The 23,573-nt window shown below is 73.4% G+C and carries 24 protein-coding genes; 14 read left to right on the top strand and 10 right to left on the bottom strand.

The annotated features are described in order from the left end of the window. The first annotated feature begins 640 nt into the window (after positions 1-640). Entirely contained in the window at positions 641-1,189 is a 549-nt protein-coding gene (locus LP52_RS06205; protein WP_040271441.1) for a hypothetical protein, read from the top strand. Positions 1,190-1,331: 142 nt separating this feature from the next. Here the strand turns inward: LP52_RS06205 and LP52_RS06200 are convergent, their stop codons facing one another. The 5 genes from LP52_RS06200 to LP52_RS06180 all read right to left on the bottom strand — a co-directional run bounded on the left by LP52_RS06200 (position 1,332) and on the right by LP52_RS06180 (position 7,084). After that, positions 1,332-2,252 carry a shikimate dehydrogenase gene (locus LP52_RS06200; protein WP_394298188.1) on the bottom strand — a complete coding sequence of 307 codons (921 nt, stop codon included), beginning with the start codon at positions 2,250-2,252 and terminating at the stop codon, positions 1,332-1,334. Beyond that, entirely contained in the window at positions 2,249-4,144 is a 1,896-nt protein-coding gene (locus LP52_RS06195) for a bifunctional sugar phosphate isomerase/epimerase/4-hydroxyphenylpyruvate dioxygenase family protein (RefSeq protein ID WP_040271440.1), read from the bottom strand. Before LP52_RS06195 ends, LP52_RS06200 begins: the two co-directional genes overlap by 4 nt. A gap of 32 nt (positions 4,145-4,176) precedes the next feature. After that, positions 4,177-5,175 (bottom strand): DctP family TRAP transporter solute-binding subunit, encoded by a 999-nt coding sequence (locus tag LP52_RS06190; RefSeq protein WP_040271439.1) that lies wholly within the window; start codon positions 5,173-5,175, stop codon positions 4,177-4,179. A gap of 74 nt (positions 5,176-5,249) precedes the next feature. Continuing rightward, entirely contained in the window at positions 5,250-6,524 is a 1,275-nt protein-coding gene (locus LP52_RS06185) for a TRAP transporter large permease (RefSeq protein ID WP_040271437.1), read from the bottom strand. Continuing rightward, positions 6,521-7,084, bottom strand: coding sequence for a TRAP transporter small permease (locus tag LP52_RS06180; protein WP_052809497.1), 564 nt, complete (start codon positions 7,082-7,084; stop codon positions 6,521-6,523). Before LP52_RS06180 ends, LP52_RS06185 begins: the two co-directional genes overlap by 4 nt. A gap of 152 nt (positions 7,085-7,236) precedes the next feature. Between LP52_RS06180 and LP52_RS06175 the strand changes: the two genes are divergently transcribed. From LP52_RS06175 to LP52_RS06160, 4 genes are all read left to right on the top strand, one after another. After that, positions 7,237-8,238: a LacI family DNA-binding transcriptional regulator gene (locus LP52_RS06175; RefSeq protein WP_040271436.1), complete on the top strand. Its 1,002-nt coding sequence runs from the start codon at positions 7,237-7,239 to the stop codon at positions 8,236-8,238. A 509-nt stretch (positions 8,239-8,747) separates the two neighbouring features. Next, positions 8,748-9,182, top strand: a complete 435-nt coding sequence (locus LP52_RS06170; protein WP_040271435.1) for a MerR family transcriptional regulator — start codon at positions 8,748-8,750, stop codon at positions 9,180-9,182. Next, on the top strand, positions 9,179-10,807 hold the full coding sequence (locus tag LP52_RS06165; protein ID WP_040271434.1) for a peptide chain release factor 3: 1,629 nt from the start codon (positions 9,179-9,181) through the stop codon (positions 10,805-10,807). Before LP52_RS06170 ends, LP52_RS06165 begins: the two co-directional genes overlap by 4 nt. A gap of 168 nt (positions 10,808-10,975) precedes the next feature. Next, positions 10,976-11,926, top strand: a complete 951-nt coding sequence (locus tag LP52_RS06160) for a sugar phosphate isomerase/epimerase family protein (RefSeq protein WP_040271432.1) — start codon at positions 10,976-10,978, stop codon at positions 11,924-11,926. A gap of 210 nt (positions 11,927-12,136) precedes the next feature. Here the strand turns inward: LP52_RS06160 and LP52_RS06155 are convergent, their stop codons facing one another. Further along, positions 12,137-12,793: a TetR/AcrR family transcriptional regulator gene (locus LP52_RS06155; protein ID WP_040271558.1), complete on the bottom strand. Its 657-nt coding sequence runs from the start codon at positions 12,791-12,793 to the stop codon at positions 12,137-12,139. Between the two features lie 173 nt (positions 12,794-12,966). Between LP52_RS06155 and LP52_RS06150 the strand changes: the two genes are divergently transcribed. From LP52_RS06150 to LP52_RS06125, 6 genes are all read left to right on the top strand, one after another. Then, the gene (locus tag LP52_RS06150) at positions 12,967-13,356 is read left to right on the top strand and encodes a calponin homology domain-containing protein (protein WP_040271430.1); all 390 of its coding nucleotides are present in this window, start codon (positions 12,967-12,969) and stop codon (positions 13,354-13,356) included. Between the two features lie 377 nt (positions 13,357-13,733). After that, entirely contained in the window at positions 13,734-14,069 is a 336-nt protein-coding gene (locus tag LP52_RS06145) for an ArsR/SmtB family transcription factor (protein ID WP_040271428.1), read from the top strand. Then, entirely contained in the window at positions 14,069-14,791 is a 723-nt protein-coding gene (locus LP52_RS06140) for a cation transporter (RefSeq protein ID WP_040271556.1), read from the top strand. Before LP52_RS06145 ends, LP52_RS06140 begins: the two co-directional genes overlap by 1 nt. Before the next feature lie 123 nt (positions 14,792-14,914). Continuing rightward, positions 14,915-15,370 carry a nitroreductase/quinone reductase family protein gene (locus LP52_RS06135; protein WP_157036225.1) on the top strand — a complete coding sequence of 152 codons (456 nt, stop codon included), beginning with the start codon at positions 14,915-14,917 and terminating at the stop codon, positions 15,368-15,370. A gap of 134 nt (positions 15,371-15,504) precedes the next feature. Beyond that, positions 15,505-16,770, top strand: coding sequence for a sensor histidine kinase (locus LP52_RS06130; protein ID WP_040271425.1), 1,266 nt, complete (start codon positions 15,505-15,507; stop codon positions 16,768-16,770). Then, positions 16,758-17,396, top strand: a complete 639-nt coding sequence (locus LP52_RS06125) for a response regulator (RefSeq protein WP_040271423.1) — start codon at positions 16,758-16,760, stop codon at positions 17,394-17,396. Before LP52_RS06130 ends, LP52_RS06125 begins: the two co-directional genes overlap by 13 nt. A gap of 40 nt (positions 17,397-17,436) precedes the next feature. Here the strand turns inward: LP52_RS06125 and LP52_RS06120 are convergent, their stop codons facing one another. Genes LP52_RS06120 through LP52_RS06110 form a run of 3 tightly spaced genes read right to left on the bottom strand, consistent with a single transcriptional unit; the run spans position 17,437 to position 21,135 of the window. Then, entirely contained in the window at positions 17,437-20,097 is a 2,661-nt protein-coding gene (locus LP52_RS06120; RefSeq protein WP_052809496.1) for an FtsX-like permease family protein, read from the bottom strand. Between the two features lie 4 nt (positions 20,098-20,101). After that, positions 20,102-20,881 (bottom strand): ABC transporter ATP-binding protein, encoded by a 780-nt coding sequence (locus LP52_RS06115; RefSeq protein WP_040271421.1) that lies wholly within the window; start codon positions 20,879-20,881, stop codon positions 20,102-20,104. Beyond that, positions 20,878-21,135 carry a hypothetical protein gene (locus LP52_RS06110; protein WP_040271420.1) on the bottom strand — a complete coding sequence of 86 codons (258 nt, stop codon included), beginning with the start codon at positions 21,133-21,135 and terminating at the stop codon, positions 20,878-20,880. Before LP52_RS06110 ends, LP52_RS06115 begins: the two co-directional genes overlap by 4 nt. A gap of 256 nt (positions 21,136-21,391) precedes the next feature. On the opposite strand from LP52_RS06110, the gene LP52_RS28920 reads away from it, so the two are divergent. The 3 genes from LP52_RS28920 to LP52_RS06100 all read left to right on the top strand — a co-directional run bounded on the left by LP52_RS28920 (position 21,392) and on the right by LP52_RS06100 (position 22,967). Then, the gene (locus tag LP52_RS28920; RefSeq protein ID WP_394298186.1) at positions 21,392-21,613 is read left to right on the top strand and encodes an NmrA family NAD(P)-binding protein; all 222 of its coding nucleotides are present in this window, start codon (positions 21,392-21,394) and stop codon (positions 21,611-21,613) included. Between the two features lie 47 nt (positions 21,614-21,660). Beyond that, complete coding sequence (locus LP52_RS06105) at positions 21,661-22,230, top strand: hypothetical protein (RefSeq protein WP_394298185.1); 570 nt, start codon at positions 21,661-21,663, stop codon at positions 22,228-22,230. Positions 22,231-22,343: 113 nt separating this feature from the next. After that, complete coding sequence (locus tag LP52_RS06100; protein WP_040271418.1) at positions 22,344-22,967, top strand: class I SAM-dependent methyltransferase; 624 nt, start codon at positions 22,344-22,346, stop codon at positions 22,965-22,967. 126 nt (positions 22,968-23,093) lie between these two features. On the opposite strand, the gene LP52_RS06095 is transcribed toward LP52_RS06100, so the two are convergent. After that, positions 23,094-23,495: an ArsR/SmtB family transcription factor gene (locus LP52_RS06095; RefSeq protein WP_040271416.1), complete on the bottom strand. Its 402-nt coding sequence runs from the start codon at positions 23,493-23,495 to the stop codon at positions 23,094-23,096. Positions 23,496-23,573 lie beyond the last annotated feature (78 nt).

Below are 23,573 nucleotides of genomic sequence, written 5' to 3'. Positions count from 1 at the left end.
GGCCGCCGCCCCCGCCCCGTCCCACTCACATGCTGTACCGAGAACGCCGCTCCTCCGGTCGTCTACGAATGTCGACAAGACCGGGCGCGCCGAACGCGTCCCTTTCCGGCGCTCCGCGATCCGCCACCGGCCTTTCGACCACCCGGCCTCATCGGCGCGACGGTGACCGATAACGGCCAAGGGCGCCGGTCGAACCTATAGGACGCTACCCAGGGGCTTACCGCCCCGCCCTAGGTACGCGCGACTAAAAGTGTCTCCATCGGGCGACTGCCGGCTCCCCGGTCGGTGATACCGCGCTATCGGGAATCCGGTTCCTGCGTCTGCATCCGAGTCCGAGAAGCAGCGACGAGATCGAACGTCGATTAGCTCGCCGCACTTCTCTCCAGGAAGCAGGGGGACCATGAATCACAATAGCCGGTGCGCCGAAGCCACCCGCCCGAAATGCCGGTGCGCCGGGTGCGGCGGCAGCATGCACGGGTGGCCCGGGCACCTGGGCCGCGCCGGACGCTCCCCGGACGAGCGCCGCGTGCTCCGCTCCTTTGCAGAAGAGCGATGGCACAGTGCCCCGGCTCCGCCGAACGGATGGCGGCACCGGAACATCACCACCAGCGAGCAACGGGCCGCGGCCGGAATCGCGCTGATGGATATCACCGACTGGCTCGCAGAATACGGATACCGGATTCGGCTGACGCGGAACATCGCCGAAACGATCGCCGACCGCGGACTGCCCGCGATCGAGGCCTCCGCGGTGAAAACGGAGAAGAGCACACTCGGCACAAGGGAGATCCGCACATCCCTCACCGGCCATTTCTGGTGTTCACTACTGATAAGTCTCGCCCATGGTCTGGACCGGTGCGCCGACGCCCTGCACCGCGTCCCGGCTTCGGCGCTGGGCGCCCTCCTGGCATCCGACGGCCAAGAGACGTGCTTCGCGGGTCTGAAGCGCCGGATCGCCGACCAAGCCGTGAACATCGTGTGGAGGCACGCCAACCCCCTGCTCCCCGTCGACCTTGAGAACGCGGCCCGCCTGCTGCGTGTACTCGGGGTCCTGTTCTGCATCGACCCGGCTGCACACCGGATGGCCGTCGAACGCGGTCTGCGCCCCTTGGCCCAAGACGTGCTCGCTGACAGCACAGAGGCCCGAATGGACCGGGTCTTCGGCGCTCCCCTCGATCCGTTCGCCCCATGAACGAGCTGTCTCCGGCGGAGCGAGCCACCGGTGCCGTGGGAGCAGCAGGCCGCGGAGCCGACGGGGATGAGGCGGGCGGCAGGGGAGGGTCCCCGGCTCCCCCGCCCTAGGTACGCGCGGCTGATGGGCAGGGCGGGAGGGGTCACTCCGTTGCGAGCAGATCGTGGAAGTGGGTGAGCATGCGGTCGCGGTCGGGAACGAGGCCGGTGAACAGTTCGAAGGCGTCGGCGGCCTGGAAGACCGCCATGCCGCCGCCGTCCAGGGTGGGGCAGCCGTTCTGCTCGGCGCTGCGCAGGAGTTCGGTGCGCAGCGGGCGGTAGACGGCGTCGGCAACCCACAGGGGCGGGCGCAGCAGCTCCGGCGGGACGGGGATGCCGGGGTGGTGGGCCATTCCCACCGGTGTGGCGTGCACCAGCCCGTCCGCCCAGGCCAGAAGGCGGCCGGGAGCGGCGGCGTCGCCGGTGGCGACCGCCGCGTCGGGGAACCGGCGGCCCACGCGCTCGGCCAGTTCCCCGGCCCGCTCGGCGTCCAGGTCGGCGACGCACAGTTCGCGCACACCTGAAGCCAGCAGCGCGTGGGCGACGGCCGCACCCGCACCGCCCGCGCCCAGCAGCACGACCCGGTCGCGGGGTGCGTGCGGCAGCCCGCGCCCCAGGGATCTGGCGAAGCCCGACCAGTCGGTGTTGTGCCCGATGGCCGACCCGCCGTCGAAGACCACGGTGTTGACGGCCCCGATCGCGGCCGCGTCCGCGGTGAGCCCGTCCAGGACGGGCAGCACCAGCTGCTTGCACGGGTGGGTGATGTTCAACCCGTTGAACCCGAGCCGCCGCGCCGCGGATACCAGCTCGGCCACCGACTCCGCGGGCAGGCCCAGGTCGGTGATGTCGATGGTGCGGTAGATCAGGCGCCGCCCGGACGCGGCGGCCTCACGCTCGTGCATGGGCGGCGTGAGCGAGGGGCCGACCCCGGCGCCGACGAGTCCGACGAGGTAGGACGGTGCGGCGCCGGCGGGTTCGGGTACGGCCGTGTGCCGCGCCGCCTCGTCGCCGATCGCGCCGGTCACCTGGTGCGCTCCGCTCGGTGGGCGGCCATGCGGATGGGGGCGTTGGCGGCGCCGTAGCCGGTGTATCCGCCGACGCGCTGCACCACCTCGAAGAACAGCCGGTTGCCCAGCATCGGGGTGTAGAAGTGGAAGAACTCCCCCGTGCCGGCGCGGTCGTAGAGGATCCCGTTCTCCCGCATCCGCTCGCGTACCGCCGGCGCCAGGTCGGTGCGGGCGGCGAGGTCGTCGTAGTAGTTGTCGGGGATGGGCAGCGGCGCGACGCCACCGGCGCGCATCGCCTCGGCGGCGGCGAACACGTCGTCGCACGCGAAGGCGATGTGCTGGGCCCCGCCCGCGGCGTCGGCCCGGGTTCCGCGTCCCAGCACCGAGACGTTGAGCGCGATGCGCAGCCCTGAGTCGTGCGAGTGGAGCGCTCGGCTGCGTACCAACCCGTCGGGGGCCGCCACCTCCAGGCTCGCGTCCGGGGTCAGCCCCAGCACCGAGCGGTAGAAGAGCGATGCCTCGTCGAAGTGGTCGAAGGGCTGGAACAGGCCTACGTGGTCGATCGCGGTCACCGGGACGCCGGCGCCCTCGTTCCTGTCGCGCACGGCCGCCGCTGCGAAGTCGGCCAGCCACCCCCGGCCCTGCTGACTGGAAGGGCAGAAGAACACGGCGGTGCCGTCGGGGGCGGCCACGGCGCTGATGCGGGACTCGGCGGGGTCGCGGCGGCGCGGGAGGGTCGGCGCGAGCAGCAGGTCGGCCCGCTGCGCAGCGCGGTCGGGGTCGGCGACCTCCACGCCCAGGGCGGTGACGGCGGCGTCGCCGTCCCAGGTGTGCCCCAGGCGCGGATCGGTGGCGCTGAGCAGCACGCGGGCGTCGCCGCGGCTCCACAGCTGGACGGGCTTGGAGCGGTGGTCGCTGGTGTGGTCGAACCCGAGCGCGGCCAGCACGGCGCGCACGCTGTCGGCGCCGGCCTCCTGTGCGGCCACCTCGACGAAGGCGTAGGCGGCGTCCTCGGGCGGATCGGGCAGGCGGGTGAGGGTGACCCGGGGCCGTGCGCCGTCGGCCCCGGGTCCCTCGGCTACGCGCTCCGCCGCCCGCTCGCGGCCGAGCGCGTCCTCCAGCACCGACAGCGAGCGCAGCGCGTCCGCAGCGGTGCGGTGGGGGTCGGAGGCGCGGAATACGTCGTTGAAGACCTCCAGCGACAGGGGGCCGGTATAGCCGGCCTCCAGTACGTTCCTGGTGAACGCGGTCAGGTCGAATCCGCCCTGGCCGGGGAAGCACCGGTAGTGCCGGCTCCACTGGAGCAGGTCCATGGCCATGTAGGGGGCGTCGGCCAGCTGCAGGAAGAAGATCTTCTCGCCGGGGATGTCCCGGATGCCGGAAGGGTCGTCGCGCTTGGACAGGATGTGGAAGCTGTCCAGGCACACCCCCAGCGAGGGGTGGTCGGCCTCGGCGGCGAGGCGCCAGGAGTGCCGGTAGTCGTCGACGTGGCGCCCCCAGGCCAGCGCCTCGTAGGCGATGCGCACGCCGTAGGGGGAGGCGGCCTCGGCGAGGCGGTGCAGCTGTGCCGCCGCACGCGCGTCGTCGCCGATGGCCGCCTCCGAGGCGTTGGAGCAGACGAGCATGGTGTCGGTGCCGAGTTCGAGCATCAGCTCGAACTTGGCCTCGGCTCGGCGCAGGTTCCGTTCGAGCTGGGCGTCGTCGACCCCCTCGAAGTCGCGGAAGGGCTGGTAGAGGTCGATGCCCAGGCCGAGGTCCGCGGCCATGGCGCGGACCTCCCGCGGCGGCACCGGTGCGGCGACGAGGTCGTTCTCGAAGATCTCGACCCCGTCGAACCCGGCCGCCGCTGCCGCCTGCAGCTTCTCCTCCAGCGTGCCGCTGAGGGATACCGTGGCGATACTGCGCCGCATGTGCGTTGCTCCGCTCCGTCGTCTCCGCCGGCCTACTTCGCCTCTTGGAAGGCTTCGTACAGCTCCAGCGACTTGCCGTCGAGGTTGTCGCGGAAGTACTCGCGGGCCTGGCCGCGGAAGGCCTCGACGTTCACGTCGTCGACGATCTCGATGGTCCCGTCGGCCTTCCACTCGTCGAGGATCTCGGCCTCGGCCTCCTCGATGCACTTCCGGTTCTCGGCGCGGGTCTCGCTGACCGCCTGCTGCAGGACGTCCTGCTGCTCGCCGGAGAGCCGCTCCCAGGTCTGACCGGAGACGACGATCATCTGCGAGCCGATCTGGTGGCTGGTGAGGCTGATGTGCGACTGCACCTCGTCGAAGTTGTCGCTGCTGATCGTGGGGATGGGGTTCTCCTGGCCGTCGGCGGTTCCCTGCTGCAGGGCCAGGTAGACCTCCTCGAAGGCGACGGTGGTCGCGTCGGCTCCCAGGGCCTCGGCGTTCTCCAGGTAGATCGGGGAGTCGGGGAACCGCATCCGCAGCCCTTCCAGGTCCGCGGGCTTGCGGATTGCCTGGTTGGCGGTGAAGTGGCGGTCGCCGAAGTACCAGACGTCGAGGATCTTGGTATCGGTGGCTTCCTCGAAGTCCTGCTTGACGGTCGTGGAGGCGTCGGAGTCGAAGAAGCCGAACAGGTGGTCGGCGTCGTCGAACGCGTAGGCGGCGTCGAACACGCCGATCGGCTCGTAGGTGGAGCCCAGCGCGGCCGAACCCTGCACGTCCATGTCGATGTCGCCGGACATGACCGAGGAGAAGGTCTCGGTGTTGTCGCCCAGCTGGCTGTTGGGGAAGGTGTCGACGGTCATGCCGGCGTCGGCCTTGTCGACCTTCTCGGCGACCACGTCGATGCCGCAGCGGGTGTGCGGGTGGTCTTCGCCGTAGCTGTTGGAGAACGACAGGGTGATCCCGCCGTCGTCGGATCCGCCCCCGCCGCCGCATCCGGCGAGGGTCAGAGCGGCAACGGGAACAACGGCCGCCCAGCGAAGGGTGGTGCGCATCGAACGCCTCCTAAGGGGTCCTTTCGGGGGATGCCGCGTCGAAGCGGCGATGGGGTCGGTCTTGCGGGGCAGGGCTAGAGGTCGAGAAGCGCGGGCAGGAACAGCACCACATCCGGTGCCACGGTCAGCAGCACGAGGACCGCGATGAGGGGGAGGAGGAACGGGGCGGTACCCCGGAACACCTCCTGCATCGGCGTGCGGGTCGCCGAGCCCAGTACGAACAGGACTCCGCCGATGGGCGGGGTGAGCAGGCCGATCATCAGGTTGACGATGGTGATGACGCCGAAGTGCACCGGGTCCACGCCGAACTGCATCGCCACCGGCAGCAGCACGGGGACCGTGATCACCAGCGCCGCGACGGGCTCCAGCACCGTGCCGATGAAGATCAGCGCGACGTTGACCAGCAGGAGGAACACCAGCGGGCTGTCGGTGAAGCCGAGCAGGAACGACGCCAGGTCCTGGGGAACCTGCTCGCGTGCGAGGATCCAGCCGAGCAGGCCGGAGGCCGCCAGGATGACGGCGATGGAGGCCGCTGTGGTGGCGGTCTCCACCGCGATGCGCCCCAGGGTCCGCGGGTTCAGGCTGCGGTAGCAGAAGCCCAGGACGAACACGTAGGCCGCGCCGACCGCTGCGGCCTCGGTGGGGGTGAACAGGCCGCTGAGGATGCCGCCGAGCAGCAGCACCGGAGCCCCCAGCGGGCCGAGGACGCGCAGCACCGCGCCGCGCACCTCGCCGGGTTCGGGCCGCCGTCCGGCCAGGTGGTGCTGGCGGCGCCCCCAGATGAAGACGGCCAGCGCGAGCCCGCCGGCGATCAGCAGCGCCGGGACGACGGCCGCGGCGAACAGCGCCGCTGTGGAGACCGCCGCCACCGACGCGTAGACGATCGCCGGGATGCTCGGCGGCATGACCGGGCCGATCAGGCTGGACGCCGCCGAGAGCCCGATGGAGAAGCGCCGCGAGTAGCCGCGGCTCGTCATCGCCGGGACCGTCATCTTGCCCACGCCGGCGACGTCGGCCAGCGCGCTTCCGCTCATCCAGGAGAAGCCGACGCTCACGCCGATGTTGACGTAGCCCAGCCCCGCGCGGACGCGGCCGAAGAGCACCTGGGCGAACGCGAAGATGCGGTCGGCGATGCCGGTGTGGTTGGCGGTCACGCCGACCAGGACGAACAGCGGGACCGCCAGCAGCGGGAAGCTGTTGATCTCCTCGGCGGCGGTGCGCAGGCTCAGCCCGGTGGACTGGCCGGTCAGCGCCATGTAGGCCAGGCAGGGCCCGAGGATCGCGAAGGCGATGGGAACCCGCAGCAGGAGCAGGACCAGGATTCCGGCGACGACCAGGGCGGCGTTCATCGGTCGGCCTCCCCGGCGTCGGCATCGGCTTCGGCGGGCAGCGGCGCGCCGGCGGGCGGGCCGGTCGCCACGGCGTTGACCGCCGCGCGCAGCGCGGTCAGCGCCAACCCGGCCATCGGGATCACGTAGACCCAGCTCATGGGGATCCCCAGGGCGGGCGTGGTCATCGGAGAGCCGCCGAAGACCAACTCGGTCGCATCGACGACGAAACCGGCGCAGACGGCGGCCACCACGAGGTTGGCCGCGATCCACACGGCGCGCCGGATCCACGCCTGCGGTGCGAAGTCGATCAGCTTGAGGGTGATGTGCTCGTCGCGGCCGAGCAGGTAGCCGGCCAGCGAGAACGCGAGCCATACGAAGCCGAGCTGGGCGAGTTCGCCGGTCCACACCCATCCGGACACGGGCAGATGGCGCTGGAGCGCCTGGGTCAGCATCAGCACGAAGATCAGGGCCAGGAGCGCGATGCCTGCTGCCAGCTCCGCGGCCTCCAGCCACCGGACCGCCGCCGGGCGGGACCGCGGGGGCGGCCCGTCGCCGGGTGGTTCGGGGGTGTCGGACATCCGGTGCTCCAGTCGACGAGGACAACGATCGGTGCAGTTCAGCCCGGTGCGCGACCGGCCAGAAGCGCGAATTGTGTGAACCTTAGGTTTCGCGAGGACGGCATGGCAAGCGATTGCCAAATGTTGCCAATGTCGCGTAGAACAGACGCATCATGCCTACTCCCAAGCGCACGACCGTCTACGACGTCGCCCGAGAAGCCGGAGTCGCCGCATCGACGGTCTCCCGGGCCTTCAGCAACCCCCGACGCGTCAACGGCGCCACCCGCCGGCACGTCCTGGAGATCGCCGAGCGCCTGGGCTACCACCCCAACCCGCTGGCCACCGCACTGCAGTCCGGGCACACGGCCACGGTCGCGATGCTCGTGCCCGACATCGCCAACCCGCACTTCTTCGGCCCCATCCGCGGAGCCGAGCGGCGGGCGACGGCAGCCGACATCACCTTCATGCTCGGGTTCACCGAGGAGTCCGCAGACACCGAGCGCGACAAGATCGAGCGCCTGGCCCGCTCGGTGGACGGGTTCGTGCTCGCGTCCAGCCGCATGCCCGAGGCCACCACCGCCGAACTCGCCCGCGAGCACAACCTCGTCCTCATCGACCGCCAGGTCGAGGGCCTGCCCAGCGTCGTCGTCGACAACGCGGCAGGCAGCAGGCAGATCGTGGACCACCTCGCCTCGCTGGGCCACCGCTCACTGGTCTACCTCTCCGGACCGCACATCTCCTGGCTGGCCGGAGAGCGCTGGCGCGCCCTGAGCGCGGGCGCCGAGGAGCGCGGCATGACCGCGACCCGGCTGGGCCCCTTCCCTCCGCAGGTCGCAGGCGGCGGTGCGGCCGCCGACGCCGCGCTGGTCTCGGGCGCGACCGCCGTCGTCGCACACAACGACCTGCTGGCGATCGGCATCCTGCGGCGACTGGCCGAGCGCGGCGTCTCGGTGCCCGAGCAGATCAGCGTGGTCGGCTACGACGACATCTTCGGCGCCGACTTCTGCGTCCCCGCCCTCACGACGCTGGCCGGCCCCCAGGAGGAGTCCGGTCGCGCCGCCGTGGAGATTCTGCTGACCAAGGGCTCGACCCGCCCGTCAGACGACGGGCCCCGCCGCGTGGTGCTTCCCTCCCACCTGGTCATCCGCGACTCCACGGGACCGGCGCCGGAGTGATCGGCGGGCGGGGGCGGCTCCACGCCCGCTCCCGCGTGCCCAGCGGGGTGGCGACCGTCGGCGGCAGCGCGTAGGCGGCGACCGCGACGGCGGGCACGCGCGGGAGCGTAGCTCCCCGGCCGGAGGTGTTCGCCGGTGATGGTCGCGGCTTGCGGGGCCGGCCGCGGAGCGCGGGAGGCGACCGCACGTCCGTGGGCCCGGCCGTGTCCGCGGAGCGGCGGCCGGTTCTGCGGCGACTCTACTCTCACGGGATAGTAGAGTCTGTAACGCCGGGGCAGCGGTGCCGCTTCCGCAACACTCCACCGCTGCCTCCCGCCGCGGTGGCCGGGCGGGCTGCGCTTCGCCCGGCCACCGCGGCCCGCCGTCTGCGATCGCCGCCCTGCACGTCGCCCGCTCCCCCGCGCGGCTCCCACCGGCCCGGCACGACCGCGCCGAGCGCTACTCTCGACGGCGGACGACCGGCTCGCCGTTTCTGACGTGGGGGTAGGGTTAAGGCAGGAGGTGCAACGATGGGCGCCGGACACATGCAGATCGGCGAGGTCGCCCAACGCACGGGCCTGTCGCTGCGGACCATCCGCTACTACGGCGAGATCGGGCTGGTCGAGCCCTCGGCCCGCTCACGGGGCGGGTTCCGGCTCTATACCGAGGCCGACCTGGATCGGCTGCTGCTGATCAAGCGGATGAAACCCCTCGACTTCAGCCTGGAGGACACCCGCGACCTGCTGCAGGTCCTGGACCGCTTGGCCGAGTCCGGCCTGGACGGGGACCGGCGGGCCGACCTGGCCCACCGGCTCGACGAGTTCGAGCGGGCCGCCGAGCAGCGCTGCCGCGACCTGCGCGGTCAGCTCGCGATGGCCGAGGAGTTCGCCCAGCGGCTGGGAGACCAGCGCAGAACGCACCTCGAAGCGACCGGCGACCAGGTGAGGAAACAGCAGCAGCGGTGAGTACGACGGCCGAAGAGACCCACAACAAGCCGGCCCGCGAGGTCGCGGACGAGGCCGCCCGGCGGCGCACCTTCGCGGTGATCTCCCACCCGGACGCGGGCAAGTCCACGCTGACCGAGGCGCTGGCGCTGCACGCCGCCGCCATCACCTCGGCCGGCGCCGTGCACGGCAAGGGCGACCGCCGCGGGGTGACCTCCGACTGGATGGACATGGAGCAGGCCCGGGGCATCTCCATCACCTCCGCCGCGCTGCGCATCGACTACGGCGACTGCGTGCTCAACCTGCTCGACACCCCCGGCCACGCCGACTTCTCCGAGGACACCTACCGGGTGCTCTCGGCCGTGGACTGCGCGATCATGCTGCTGGACTCGGCCAAGGGCCTGGAGCCCCAGACCCTGAAGCTGTTCGAGGTCTGCCGCGCCCGCAACATGCCGGTGATCACCTTCGTCAACAAGTGGGACCGGCCCGGCCGCGAGCCGCTGGAGCTGCTGGACGAGATCGAGCAGCGGATCGGGCTGCGGCCCACCCCGCTGAACTGGCCGGTGGGCATCGCCGGCGACTTCCGCGGCCTCATCGACCGCTCCGAGGGCACCTACACCAAGCTCACCCGCACCCCCGGCGGCGCCACCCGCGCGCTGGAAGAACACCTGACCCCCGAGCAGGCCGCCGAGGCCGAAGGCGAGACCTGGGTCCAGGCCACCGAGGAGATGGAGCTGCTCGGCGAGATCGGCGCCGAGTTCGACGAGAAGTCGTTCATGGCCGGGGAGTCCTCGCCGGTGCTCTTCGGCGCCGCACTGCCCAACTTCGGCATCTCCAAGCTGCTGCAGACCCTGGTGGACCTGGCCCCCGCTCCCCCCGACCCCGTCGACGCCAAGGGCGAGCGCCGCCCCCTCGACGCGCCGTTCTCCGGCCAGGTCTTCAAGATGCAGGCCAACATGGACAAGGCCCACCGCGACCGCATGGCCTTCGTGCGCATCGCCTCGGGCCGGTTCGAGCGCGGAATGGTGCTCACCCACGCCAACACCGGCAAGCCCTTCGCCACCAAGTACACCCAGGCGGTGTTCGGCAGCGAGCGCTCCACCGTCGAGGCCGCCTACCCGGGCGATGTGATCGCGCTGGTCAACGCCGCCGCGCTGAGTGTGGGCGACACCCTCTACGCCGGACCCAAGGTGGAGTTCGCCCCCATCCCCAGCTTCGCCCCGGAGCACTTCGCCGTGGCGCGGGCCAAGGACTCGGGCCGCTACAAGCAGTTCCAGCGCGGCATGGCCCAGCTGGACGCCGAGGGCGTCGTGCAGGTGCTGACCTCCGACGTGCGCGGCGAACAGGCGCCGGTACTCGCGGCGGTGGGACCCCTGCAGTTCGACGTGGTCTCCCACCGCATGGCCGAGGAGTTCAACGCCCCGGTCGAACTCGCCCACCTGGAGTACACGATGGCGCGGCGCACCGACGCCGACTCCGCGCCCGCCGCCCACGCGCTGTCGGGCGCGGAGGTGCTCAAGCGCCGCGCCGACGGCGAACTGCTGGTGCTGATCCACAACAAGTACCGGCTGCGGGTCATCGAGCGCGACAACCCCGACCTGGTGCTGGAGCCGCTGCTGGCCGGCGGCGCCGACAACGACGCCTGAGCCGCCGACCGGCGGGGCGGCCGGGCCTGCGAGGCGTCCCCCGTCGGGTGCGCCCGTCGCTCCCGGCACCGAGGCCGGTGCTGCGGGCGGGCGCACCGCGATGCCCGCATGGCCGGTGCGTGTCGGGGGCAGCGGGCCCGGCGACAGCGCTGCGCTGAGGGGAGAGGGATGAGACTCGGGCTGCTGACCGCGTGCTTCGCCGGATCGTCCCTGGACGAGGTGGCCGAGTGGGCCGCCGGCAACGGGTACGCGTCGTTGGAGGTCGCCGCCTGGCCCGCCGGCGGCGACCATCCGCACCACGCCGCCCACCTCGACGCCGCGGCCTTCACGCAGGCGGAGGCCGAACGCGTCCGGGCGCTGCTGGACCGCCTGGGCCTCACGGTCTCCGCGGTCGTCTACTGCGCGAACAACCTGCACGCCGACGCCGAGGAGCGCGACAGCGTCCACCGGCACCTGCGCCACTGCGTCGACACCGCGGCGGCCCTGGGCGTGCCCTACGTCTCCACGTTCGTCGGCAGAGACGTCACGCGGTCGGTGGCCGAGAACCTGCGGCTGGCCGAGCGCGTACTGCCGCCCCTGGTGGACTACGCGGGCGAGCGCGGCGTGCGGCTCCTCGCCGAGAACTGCCCGATGGAGGGGTCGCACCCCGACGGGTATCCCGGCAACCTCGCCTACTCGCCCGAGCTGTGGGAGTGGATGTCCGACCTGGGACTGCTCCTGGACTTCGACCCCTCCCACCTGCCGTGGATCGGCATCGACGCCGAGGACGCCCTGGAGTTCGCGCTGGAGCGCGGCATCGTGGCCCACGCCCAGGCCAAGGACGTCGAGATCGACACGCGGCTGCGCACCCGCTACGGCGTCTTCGGCAGGACCGTGGGGCGCACGTCGCCGGTGGACGCCGGTTGGTGGAGCTACCGCGTGCCGGGCCGCGGCATGCTGGACTGGAACCGCATCGTCGACATGCTGCACAAGGCGCGCTACAACGGGACGCTGGCCGTCGAACACGAGGACCCGGTGTGGGGCGGGACCGCCGAGCACACCGAGCAGGGCCTGCGGATCGCCGCGCGCACACTGCGCCCCCTGGTCTCACCCGAGTCCCCGGACCCCGGCTGGCGCTGAGGGAGCGGCACAGGATCGGGGCGGCCGTTCGCCTCGCCGGGCGCGTTTCCCGCGTCGAGAGCGGCTGTGGAGTCACCCTCGATGTCGAGAGCGGCTCTGCGGACACTCTCGACGCGGGACCAGGCGGCGCCGCCCGCGCCCTGTGCGGTCGGCTCGGCGAAGGGAACGTCGTGTGCGCGCGTGCGACCGGCCGGGAGGGTGCCGCGTCGGCTAACGCGGCCGCAGAACGTCGTACAGGTCGAGCGGGGCGGGCGGCGGAAGCGGATCGGCAGGGCCCGCCCTGTCGGCGCGGAAGGCGTCGAGCAGGTAGGCGACGAGCCTCCGGGACGCGGCCTGAGCCGCCTCGGAGGGCTGGACGGAGATGCCGCTGTTGGCCATGACCAGCAGCGTGAAGTCCTCGGCCGCGAAGTCCGCGCGCAGGCGACCGGCGTCCTTGGCGCGGCGCGTCAGCTCGGTCAGGCCCCGCATGACGCGGTCGAGTTCGCCGCCCACGCCGAACTCCTGGAAGTAGGCCGAGACGAACGCCGAGTTGAAGCCCCGGTCGCCGGCTTGCACAGCGCATACCTGCTCGACGGCGGTGCGGAACGCGGTCCAGGGGTCGGGTGCGGCCAGTGCGTCCTCGACCGCCGACGCACACGCAGCGAACCGGTCGGCGAAAACCTCGCGGACGAGGGCCTGCCTGGTGGGGAACCTCCGGTAGAGGGTCGCTACTCCCACACCGGCGTGCCTGGCGATCGCGGCCATCGGCACGTCGAGCCCGCGCTCGGCCAACAGGTCTCCGGCGACCTCCAGGATCCGGTTGCGGTTGTGCAGAGCGTCGGCGCGCAGGCCGGCCGTCCCGGACCGAGCGGCGCTGCCGGGCGGCATGCGAGAGTCCTCGGCGCCCATTCCTCTCACTTCCCTGCAAACGGATGGGGGTCTCCACTTATCCCGATAGTGTGACGGCGAACGGAGATGCGGTCCACCCGCTCGGGCCCGAATGCGCCACGGGAGCGGACGGCCGTGCCCGGCTCGTATTCCATCCACTGCCTGGAGGCCTCGTGCGATACAAGGGACCGCTGCCGCACCGCCTCGTCCGTCCCGTCAACGCGTGCGTGACGGCACTGCGCGCATCCCCGCGATGGGGGCGCCCGCTGCGCAGGCGCATGACCGTCGTCACCTACACGGGCCGGCGCTCGGGGCGCACATTCTCCCTGCCTGTCGCCTACCGCCGCAGCTCGGAGGCCGTCGCGATCACCGTCGCCCTACCCGAACGCAAGAGGTGGTGGCGCAACTTCACCGGCGAGGGAGGCCCGATCACCTTGGAGCTGGAGGAAGGCGTGCGAACCGGCCGCGCAGTCGCGAAGGCCGATTCCGGGGGCCGTGTGACGGTCACCGTGCGTCTCGGCGGGGGCGATGGGGACTCGGCCGCCGGAAGCGCCGCCGACTGACACACCCCCACCGGCCGGGCGGACGGCCGTCCGGATCCGGCTCGCGGACCGTTCGTTCAGCGCCCGCCGTCGGCGGCACGCGGGGCCGTTCCCGGCGGCGGTTCCCGTTCCGAGTCCTGCAGCGAAGCGTCCCAGTCGATGCGGTACCGCTGTTCGGCGCCGAAGGCCTTCTCCGGTTCGAGACCGTTCTGAGCAGCATCCGCATCAGCACGGGCATGAACGTCCCGGCGACGGCGCCCGGCGCCCGGCGCCCGGCGCCTTGAGTGTGTTCGTCTTGGCCGCTCGGGAGGCGGTCCCCTCCTGCGCCGCCACCCGAGGAGACATCGACTCCTGGATTCAGCATTTTCCAGATTCAGGATTTCATGTACCGTCGGGGCATGCTGAGCATCGCCACGGACATCGACGCGCTTTCCCGGTTCGGGCGCGCCCTCGCCGATCCGATCCGCTGCCGGATCCTCCTCCTGCTGCGCGAGGCGCCCGCCCACCCCGCCGACCTGGCCGAATCCCTCGGCATCAGCCGGACCCGGCTGTCCAACCACCTGGCCTGCCTGCGCGACTGCGGGCTGGTCGTGGCCGTGCCGGTCGGGCGGCGGGTGCGCTACGAGCTGGCCGACTCCCGCCTGGGCCACGCGCTGGACGACCTGCGGTCGGCGGTGCTGGCAGTGGAGTCCGACAAGACCTGCCTGGACACCGAAGAGGAGGGGTGCTGCTGATGGCCTCGCCCGCGACCGGACGCACGAGTGAGGCTCGCAGAGCCGCACTGACCCGGCGCATCCGGCTGCTGGTGGCAGCCACGATCGCCTACAACGTGGTCGAGGCCGTCGTCGCCATCACCGCCGGAGCCGCGGCCTCCTCCACGGCGCTGATCGGATTCGGCCTGGACTCGGTCATCGAGGTCTCTTCGGCGGCCGCGGTGGCCTGGCAGTTCTCCGCCCGCGACGCCGCACTGCGCCAGAGCCGCGAACGCCGGGCGCTGCGTATCATCGCCGTGTCGTTCTTCGCGCTGGCCGCCTACGTCTCCTTCGACGCGGTGCGCTCCCTGCTGGGCGCCGGCGAGGCCGAGCCCTCGCTGCCGGGCATCGTGCTGGCCGCGTTGTCGGTGGTCATCATGCCGGTCCTGTCGCTGACCCAGCGCCGCGCCGGCCGCGAACTCGCCTCGGCCTCGGCGGTGGCGGACTCCAAGCAGACCCTGCTGTGCAGCTACCTCTCCGCGGCCCTGCTGGCGGGACTGCTGGCCAACGCCCTCCTCGGCTGGGCCTGGGCCGACCCGCTGGTCGCCCTGCTCATCGCCGGGGTCGCCGTCAAGGAGGGCCGCGAGGCCTGGCGCGGCGACGCCTGCTGCGCCCCGGTCGGCATCGGCCTCGCCGCGGCCGGCGAGACCGAATCCGAGGAGTGCGGCTGCGGCCCCGGCTGCTCCTGCTGCGGCGAGGACTGACGCCGCTCGTCGCGGCACCGCTGCGGTCGGATGTCCGGTTCGGGACGATCCGGCCGCCGCGGACGCGGAGTCGGCTAATATTCGGCCGATGAGCGACTCGCCCTATCGCCGCGGGAGGCCCCGGTGAATCGTCGGTTCCGTGCGACGGCGGGTATGCGCGCGCTCAACAGCGCGGTGCGGCTGGCAGTGCGGCTCGGGCTTCCCGTGGGACGGGCACACGTGCTCACCTTGACCGGGCGGGCCTCGGGCGCCCTGCGCTCCACTCCGGTCAGCCCGATCCGGAGCGGCGGGCGGCGGTGGCTGGTGGCGAGCAGCGGCGCCGCCGCGTGGGTCGCCAACGCCCGCGCCGACGGCTCCGGGACGCTGCGCGGACGCGGCCGGACCGAGACCGTGCGGCTGGTCGAGACCCGCGGCGACCAGGCGTACTCGGCGCTGAAGGCCTTCGCCGAGGAGGTCGCCCGCGGACGCTGGCTGCGCACTCCTCCCGGATCCCCGGTCCGCGAGTTCGCCGCCGACCTGCCCGACCACCCGGTCTTCGAGGTGCTTACGGAGCGGTCCAGGACCGCCGAAGGAGCCTGACCGCGCCCGACCGCCGGGGGAAGCGGACCGGGCCACCACCGCAGGACGTCGAGCTGCCCGGACAGTCGGCACACGCCGGACTGCGGAAGAATCGGGAACGTCCGGCCGCGCCGCCGGAGTCAGGAGGTCGGGGTATGGGCTGGGAACGGCTGCTCGCCAGCGGGCGGGCCGGCCTCTATCTGCTGGCGGCGTTCCCCTCCGGGGTGGCGGCGATGGTGGCGCTGCCGCTGCTGGCGGCGGCCACCGTGCTCATGCCGCTCGGCACCGGCTCCCTCCTGCTGCCCCGACTGCTGACAGCGGTGCGCCGGTGGGGGGAGTCGGAGCACCGCCGGGCGCTCCAGCGGCTCGGGAGCCCTCCCCCGCCCGCTGCTCCGCAGGCCCCTGCGCGACTGCGCGAGCTGGTGCGCGAACCGGCCACGCGGCGTGCCCTGCGCGCACTGCCCGTACACGCGCTGCTGGGGCCCGCCGCCGGGATCATCGGGCTGACGGGGGTGGTGGGTGTGCCCACGACGCTCGTGGAGATGTCCGTGTGGTGGGCCCTCCCCGAGCCCGCGACGTTCCTCGGGATCGAGGCCGGCGGCTGGGGGTTCGCGATCGTCGGCGGACTCGCCGAGACCGCGGTGTACGCGACGCTGTTCTTCTGGGGATCCCCGGTCGTGGCCACCGGCTACGCCCGGCTGCTGGACCGGCTGCTGTCGCCCTCGCCGGCGGAGACGGAGGCCGCGCGCCTCACCGGCCGCGTCGAGGAGCTGTCCCACACCCGCGCCGAGGCGCTGAAGGCGCACGGCGACGAGCTGCGCCGCATCGAGCGGGACCTGCACGACGGCACCCAGGCACGGCTGGTCGATCTGGCCATGCGGGTGGGCGTCGCCGAGCAGCTGGTCTCCAGCGACCCCGACCGCGCCGCCGAGCTGCTGAGCCAGGTCCGCGGCCGCGCGGAGGAGGCCATGGCGGAGCTGCGCGACGTCATCCGCACCATGTACCCGCCCATCCTCGCCGACCGGGGCCTCGACGGCGCCGTATCGGCTCTCGGCGCCCGCTGCGCCGTACCCACCCGCGTCCACGTCGGCGAGCTGGGCGAGGTGCCCGCTTCGGTGCAGGCCGCGGCCTATTTCGTGGTCGCCGAGGCGCTCACCAACACCGCCAAGCACGCGCAGGCGTCCTCGGCCTCGGTGCGCATCGACCGCGCCGGGGCCGCGCTGCTCGTGGAGGTCTCCGACGACGGCGTCGGCGGCGCTGAGGGCGGCACCGCCCCCGACAGCGCCGAAGGAGGCGGAGAAGGAGGCACCGGCCTCAGCGGCATCCGCCGCCGCGTGGCGGCGCTGGACGGAACGACGTCGGTGACCAGCCCCGCGGGCGGCCCGACCCTGATCACAGTGGAGCTGCCGTGCGAGTCGTGATCGTCGAGGACAACACCATCCTCGCCGAGGGGTTGAAACTCCTGCTGGAGACCGGAGGCCACACGGTCGCGGCGGTCCTCGGCGACGCCGAGGGCCTGCTCGGCGCCGTGGACGAGCACTCGCCCGATGTGGTCATCGCCGATGTGCGCCTGCCTCCCGCTTACCGTGAGGAGGGGCTGCGCGCGGCCATCGACGCCCGCCGCGCCCGCCCGGGGCTGCCCATACTCGTGTTCTCCCAGTACGTCGAGGAGGTCTACGCCTCCGAGCTGTTCGCCGACGGGGCGCGCGGCGTGGGCTACCTGCTCAAGGACCGGGTGGCCCGGGTGGAGGAGTTCCTCGACGCCCTGACCCGGGTCGCGGCGGGCGGGACCGCGATGGACCCCGAGGTCGTCGGGCAGCTGCTGACCCGCCGTAAGCGCCCGCTGTCCCGACTCACCCCGCGCGAGCGGGACGTGCTGGCGCTGATGGCCGAAGGCCGGGACAACACCGAGATCGCCGAGCGGCTCGTGGTGACCGACGGGGCGGTGCACAAGCACATCGGCCGCATCTTCAGCAAGCTCGGCCTCGCCGACGGCGACACCGGCCACCGGCGGGTGCGGGCGGTACTGGCCTACCTCGGCACGTAAGGCGCCGGCCCGATCCGGTGGGACCGGCGGCCGGCGCCCCTCACTCCTCACGCCGCGCCGCGGCGGCGACCAGGCGGCGGGCCGGAAACTCCACGCTCAGCCAGGCGAGGAGGGCGACCACCGCAGCCGACGCGGGCAGCAGCCACACCGGGCCGCCGGGCCACGGCCTGCCGAGGTAGCCGATGCCGACCAGGGCCAGCGGGACCGCCACGGCGACGACTCCCGCCGCGACGGCCCCCGCCGCGAGCATGAGGGACTCGCGGCGGAGTACGGAGCGCACCTGGCCCGGGGTCATCCCGACGGAGCGCAGCGCGGACACCTCCGCTCCCCGCTGCAGCGTCTGGGCGGCCAGCCGGTTGGCCACCGCCATCAGCATGTAACCCAGCAGCGCGGAGAGCACGACGAAGTTCAGGACGGTGTCGGCGGGCAGTGCGCTCGTTTCGCCGCCGGACTCCGCGGAACCGGCCGCGGCCGCCACCTCGACACCGGGATGCTCGGCGGCGACGCTTTCCAGGGCCCCGGCCGCCGCGGCCTCCTCCCCGTCCCGCGTGCGCACCAGCAGAGCGGTCGGCAGGCCGCCGGTGACGTGCCCGGCCACGAGGTCGCGGGACAGCAGCACAGGGCCGAAGGCGAGTTCACGCTCGTAGAGGGCCGCCACGCGAGCGCGGACGCGAGTGCCGTCGCCGAGGCGGAAGGCGGGGGTGTCGCCCACCTCGACCCCGCGCCGGTCGGCATAGGACGCGCCGACCGCGATCGCCGACCCGCTCAGCCGGTCCAGGTCGCCGTCGACGACACCGGGGTCGACGACAGCGGCGGCACCGGGGCCGAGCGCGTCGGCCGGCAGCACGTCGAAACTCCGGGTGTCCTCGCCGAGCGCCTGGTAGGGCCAGGCCACCGACGTCGGGATCGAGGCCACGGCCGCGGCGACGCCGGGAGCGTCCCGCACGGCGGAGGCGGCCTCGTCGGGGACGCCGCCGATGCCCGGCGCGCTTACCCGGTGCTGGGCGAGGGTGCTCTCGGACCGCTGCATGTCCGCGGCGGCCACCGGTGTGGTGTGGGCGTAGGCGTAGCCGAGGGTGAACGCCACCGCCATGGCGAGCGAGGCCGCCGCCCCCGCCACACGGTAAGCGTGGCCGTGCAGGTTGCGCACGGCCAGCCAGGTCAGCGCGGAGGCCCGGGCGGGCAGCCGACGGGCGGCCGCGCCGGTGAGGGCCCGCACCAGCGCCGGACCGGCCAGGGCCAGCCCGATGACGGCCACCAGGCTGGCGGTCGCCGTGCCGACCATGCCCATGCGCGAGTCCACTAGCAGCGGCGGCACCGACAGCACCGCCGAAGCCGCCATCAGCGCCGCGCCCGCGCGAGCGCGCCAGGGACGAGGCGGCCGGGGCTGCGCCGCCGACTCGGCGAGCGCACCGATCGGCGGAGCCGCTGATACGGGTGCCGACGCGGCCACGGACGCCAGCCACACGGTGCCGAGGAGCAGAACGGCTGCGGCCACCGCCGGCAGCGGTCCCACGGCCACCGGCAGGCCCGCGGGGACCACGCCGACGCCGGCGAGCAACTCGTGCAGCCACGCGGCCAGCAGGTAGCCGGCGGCGATCCCCGGCAGCAGCGCGACCGCCGCGCTGAACAGATCGGGCACGGCCACCAGCCGGCGGATCCGGCGCGGCGTCGCCCCCACGATCCGCAGCAGTGCCAGGTCCCGGCGCTGAGCGGCGACGGAGACCGAGACCGCGCCCGCCACCGCGAACCCGACGATGAGCAGCACGGTCCCGCTGAGCGAGCCGGCGATCGCCAGCAGCGTGGCGCGACCGGCGGAGGCGGCGGGCGCCTCGGCGTCGCCGCGCGCGTCGCCCGCGTAGACCACGGCGTCGGAGCCGCTCGCCTCCACGTCGCCGCGCACCGCCTCCGCCAGCTCCTCGGCGGACGTTCCGGGAGCGCTGCGCAGGGCGATCAGGTCCACACCGGCGGCCGGCGGGCCGCCCGCGGGTCCGGCTCGGCCCGCTCCGTCGGCGCGGGCGTCGAACTCGGCGGCGACCGTGTCGGCGAAGAAGACGCCGGAGCCCGCATCCGCGACGATCGCGCTCAGCCGGTAGTCGCCGGTGCGTCCGGCGGCGGTGACGCGCAGCTCGTCGCCGACCCCCACACCCGCCGAGCGCGCCGCCGCGGCGTCCAGGGCCACCTCGCCGGTGCCCTGCGGCGCCGCACCGGCCACGTCCCCGCCCGGCAGCTCGGCGGCCGACCAGGCGCGGCCCGCAGTGCGCGGGTCCGGCCCCGAAGCGGTTCCGCCGCCGGAGACCACCGCCGCCGGGAAGGAGACCTCGCCGACCGCGGCCGAAGCCTCGGCGAGCCCGCCCAGCCGGTCGACGAGCCGACCGGGCAGCTGTGCACGCTCGGGCAGCGCGGCGTCGAGGTCGTCGGGCTGGTCCAGGGTCTGGGGAGCGGCGACCACGACGTCGGCTCCGGCCGTGCGCTCGGCGGGCAGATGCGAGCGCAGCCCGGTCTCGGCGAGGACGCCTCCCACCGTGACGAAGGCCGCCCCGCCGGCGACCGCCAGCGCGACGGCCGACAGCCCGCCGATGCGCTTGCGCGCCAGCCGCAGCGCGAGGCCCGGCGCCCCTCCCTTCCGCTCGGCCCCGGAGAACGCGAGATCGTCGGGGCCGGCTCCGGAGCGCGGAGCGGCTGATGTCTTGGGCGGCATGGGGTCAGTTCCCTCCGAGGAAGGCGAGCCGCTCGGCCAGCTCGGCCGGCCGGGGCGCCTGGTGTACATCGGCGATGCGTCCCGCGGCCATGACAGCCGTGGCGTGGGCGCGCGCGGCGGCCCGGGGGTCGTGGGTGACCATGACGACCGTCTGGCCGAGGTCGTCGACGACCTCCCGGAGCAGCCCCAGAATGCGGTCCGCGCCCTCGGCGTCGAGCGCGCCCGTGGGCTCGTCGGCGAACACCACGTCGGGGGTCATCGCCAGTGCGCGCACGATCGCGACCCGCTGCTGCTGTCCGCCGGACAGCTCGGAGGGGTGGTGGCCCAGCCGATCGCCGATGCCCACCCGGTCCACGAGCTCGCGCAGCCACGCCGCATCGGGGCGGCGCCCGGCCAGACGCAGCGGCAGGGTGATGTTGTCCTCAGCGGTCAGGGTCGGCAGCAGGTTGTAGGACTGGAACACGAAGCCGACCCGCTCACGCCGGAACCGGGTGAGCGCCGGCTCCTTCAGGGCCCCGATGTCGGTTCCGCCGATCTCCACGGTGCCCGAGGTCGGCCGGTCGAGTCCGCAGGCGCAGTTGAGCATCGTCGACTTTCCCGACCCGGAGGGGCCCATCACCGCGAGGAACGACCCCCGCGGCACGCGCAGCGACACTCCGTCCAGCGCGGTCACCCGTCCCTGGCCGTCGGTGTAGCTGCGGTGCACGCCGACAAGGGCGACGGCGACGCCGGCGGCGGCGAGGGGGTCCCGCTCCTGGTGCCGAGCGGCGGCGACGCCGGTCACCGGCGCGTCCGGCGGTAGTGCACGATCGCGGCGACCAGGCAGGCCAGGGCGCCCGCACCGAAGGCGGCGTCGAGCAGGAGGGGCATCGCCACCAGCGAGCCCACGGCGTTCACGGCCAGGCAGACGGCGAACAGGGTCCACAGCAGGACCTGCACGGTCCGGGCGGAGTTCGCGGAGCGCTGCTGCGGCGTGGCGGCGGACGTGTTCGCGGGGGCGGGGCCGGACGAGGGGTCGATGCTGTAGGGGTCGGACATGAGGTGCTCCTCGGCGGATCGGCGGGTCTGGGGTGCCGGGGCGCGGCGACCGCTCGGCGCGGGCGCCGCAGCAGCGACACGATGAACGCTACGGAGTGGAGCGGTGGCGCTCGATCCCCTCAGCCCGCCGATCCGATGTCCAGCTGGCTGTACACCGGCGGGGCACCCACGCCGGGCACCGCTGCTGAGCGGCTCCGCGCGATCGGCGCGCGATCGCGGACGGAAACCGGCCGCGATCGCCGCTAGCTTCGGCGCCATGACGAAAGGAGTTCCGATGACCGTGCTCGTCACCGGCGCCACCGGCAATGTGGGGCGCCCCCTCGTCCAACGGCTGCTCTCCGCCGGACACCGGGTCCGTGCTCTGACGCGCGATCCGCGCGGGCCGATCTCCCCTCCGGTGCCGAGGTCGCGGCCGGGAACCTCGCCGACTCCGCGAGCCTGGGCGAGGCGTTCGCCGGCATCACGGCGGCCCACCTGATCGGCTTCGGCGACGACTACCTGCCGCTGGAGAACGGGCCGCAGATCATGGAGCTGGCGCGCACAGCCGGCACGCGCGAGGTCACCGTGCTGCGCGGGGACCTGGAGGAGACCGGATTCGACCGCGCCGTCAAGGAGAGCGGGCTGGAGTGGACCGATCTGATGCCGGTCGAGTTCATGTCCAACACCCTCGAATGGGCGGATTCGGTGCGCGACGAGGGCGTCGTCAGGGAGGGCTTCCCCGACGCGAAGAGCGCCATGGTCCACGACGCGGACGTGGCGGACGTGGCCGCGGCCGCGCTGACCGGCGAGGGCCATGCGGGCGAGCAGTACCGGTTGACCGGCCCGCAGGCGCTGACCCCGCCCGAGAAGGTGCGCGTCATCAGCGAGGTCCTCGACCGCGAGGTCCGCTACGTCGAGCTCAGCCGGGAGGAGATGGTCGAACACTGGCACGGCCAGGGCTTCGGGGACTCCGATGTCGCGTTCTTCCTCCGGATGCGGACCGACACGCCCGCGGCGGGCTACACGGTCCTGCCCACGGTCGAGAAGGTCACCGGGCGCCCGGCCCGCACCTTCGCCCAATGGGTCCGCGAGAACACCGCCGCCTTCACCGGCTGAGCGCTCGGGGCGGCGACCGGCGGGAGCGCAGCGCGGGCCGCCGCGCCGCTCGTCCACCGGGCACGGCGGTGGCATAGTCGTGCCCGGCGAGCCGGAAGGCGGGGAGGTCGGCCATGGCGGGCGGGTACTGGGAGGCGGCGGGGGCGCGAAAGGTCTTCCGCCATCCGGTGCCGCTGCAGGCGATCGCAGCGCGGCTCGCCCCCGCCGCGCGGATCCTCGACTTCGGCTGCGGCTACGGGCGGGCGATGCGCGACCTCGCGCGGGCCGGGTTCCGCAACACCGTGGGCACCGACCCCTCGGCGGCGCTGATCGCGCGCGGGCGCCGGGAGTCGCCGGGCCTGCGCATGGAGCACGCGCCGCACCTGCCGCTGGAGTACCCCGACGGCGCGTTCGACGCCGTCCTGCTGATCTCGGTGCTGGCGGTGGTGCCCGACGACGGCGAGCAGCGGCGCATCGCCGCGGAGGTCGAGCGGCTGTGCGCGCCCGGCGGCCCGGTGTTCCTGGGCGACTACCCGCTGCAGGGCAGCGAGCACTACCGGGCCCTCTACGCCGCGTCGCGGCATCCGGTCCGCGGCGTCTTCACCAACCCCGACGGCGCCGTGTTCCGCCACCACGACCCCGCCCACGTGGCAGCGCTCTTCCCGCACTGCGAGATCGCGGATGCGCGCGAAACGGAATCGGCGAGCCTGGGCGGCCGCCCGATGCGCGCACTGCAATGGGTACTGCGCCGCACGTGACACCGGAGTCCCGGCACCGGGGCGGGCCGTCCGGGACGCGGGGCCGCGCCGCGCCGGAAGCGGGTCCGTGCGTCCGACGGCGCCGCCTTTCGCTCGAAGCGCGGCCCGGGGCCCTGGCTGGTGGGCTCAGCTCAAGGGCTCGGCTTCCTCGGCGGAGAGGTCGGCGGCGTCGGCTCCGGCGCCGGTGCCTCCCATGCGGAGGTGTTCGACGTGGTACAGCGCGTGGTCCAGCAGGGCGGCGACGTGGTCGTCGTGCAGGGCGTAGACGACCGAGCGCCCCTGGCGGGTGCCCACGACCAGGCCGAGGTTGCGCAGCAGACGCAACTGGTGGGAGCAGGCCGACTGCTCCATGCCGACCTCGGTGGCCAGGGCGGTGGCCGGAAGCGGGCCTTCGCGCAGGCGGGCGAGGATCAGCAGCCGTGAGGGGGTCGCCAGCGCCTGGAGTGTGGTGGCCACCTGCTCGGCGTCGGCCGCCTCCAACCGGGTGCGGAGGGCGTCCTCGGCGGGGGTGGTGACTCGGTGACCCATGCGGCCAGTCTACCGGTCGCACACATGAACACTTGAATTGTTGTTCATGTGTTCCTGTAAGATGGGCCCGCTGGTGCT

It is taken from the genome of Streptomonospora alba, from assembly GCF_000826685.1.
GTDB lineage: Bacteria > Actinomycetota > Actinomycetes > Streptosporangiales > Streptosporangiaceae > Streptomonospora > Streptomonospora alba.
Note: the sequence above shows the minus strand (reverse complement) of the source record. Positions and strands in the feature narration are given on the sequence as shown.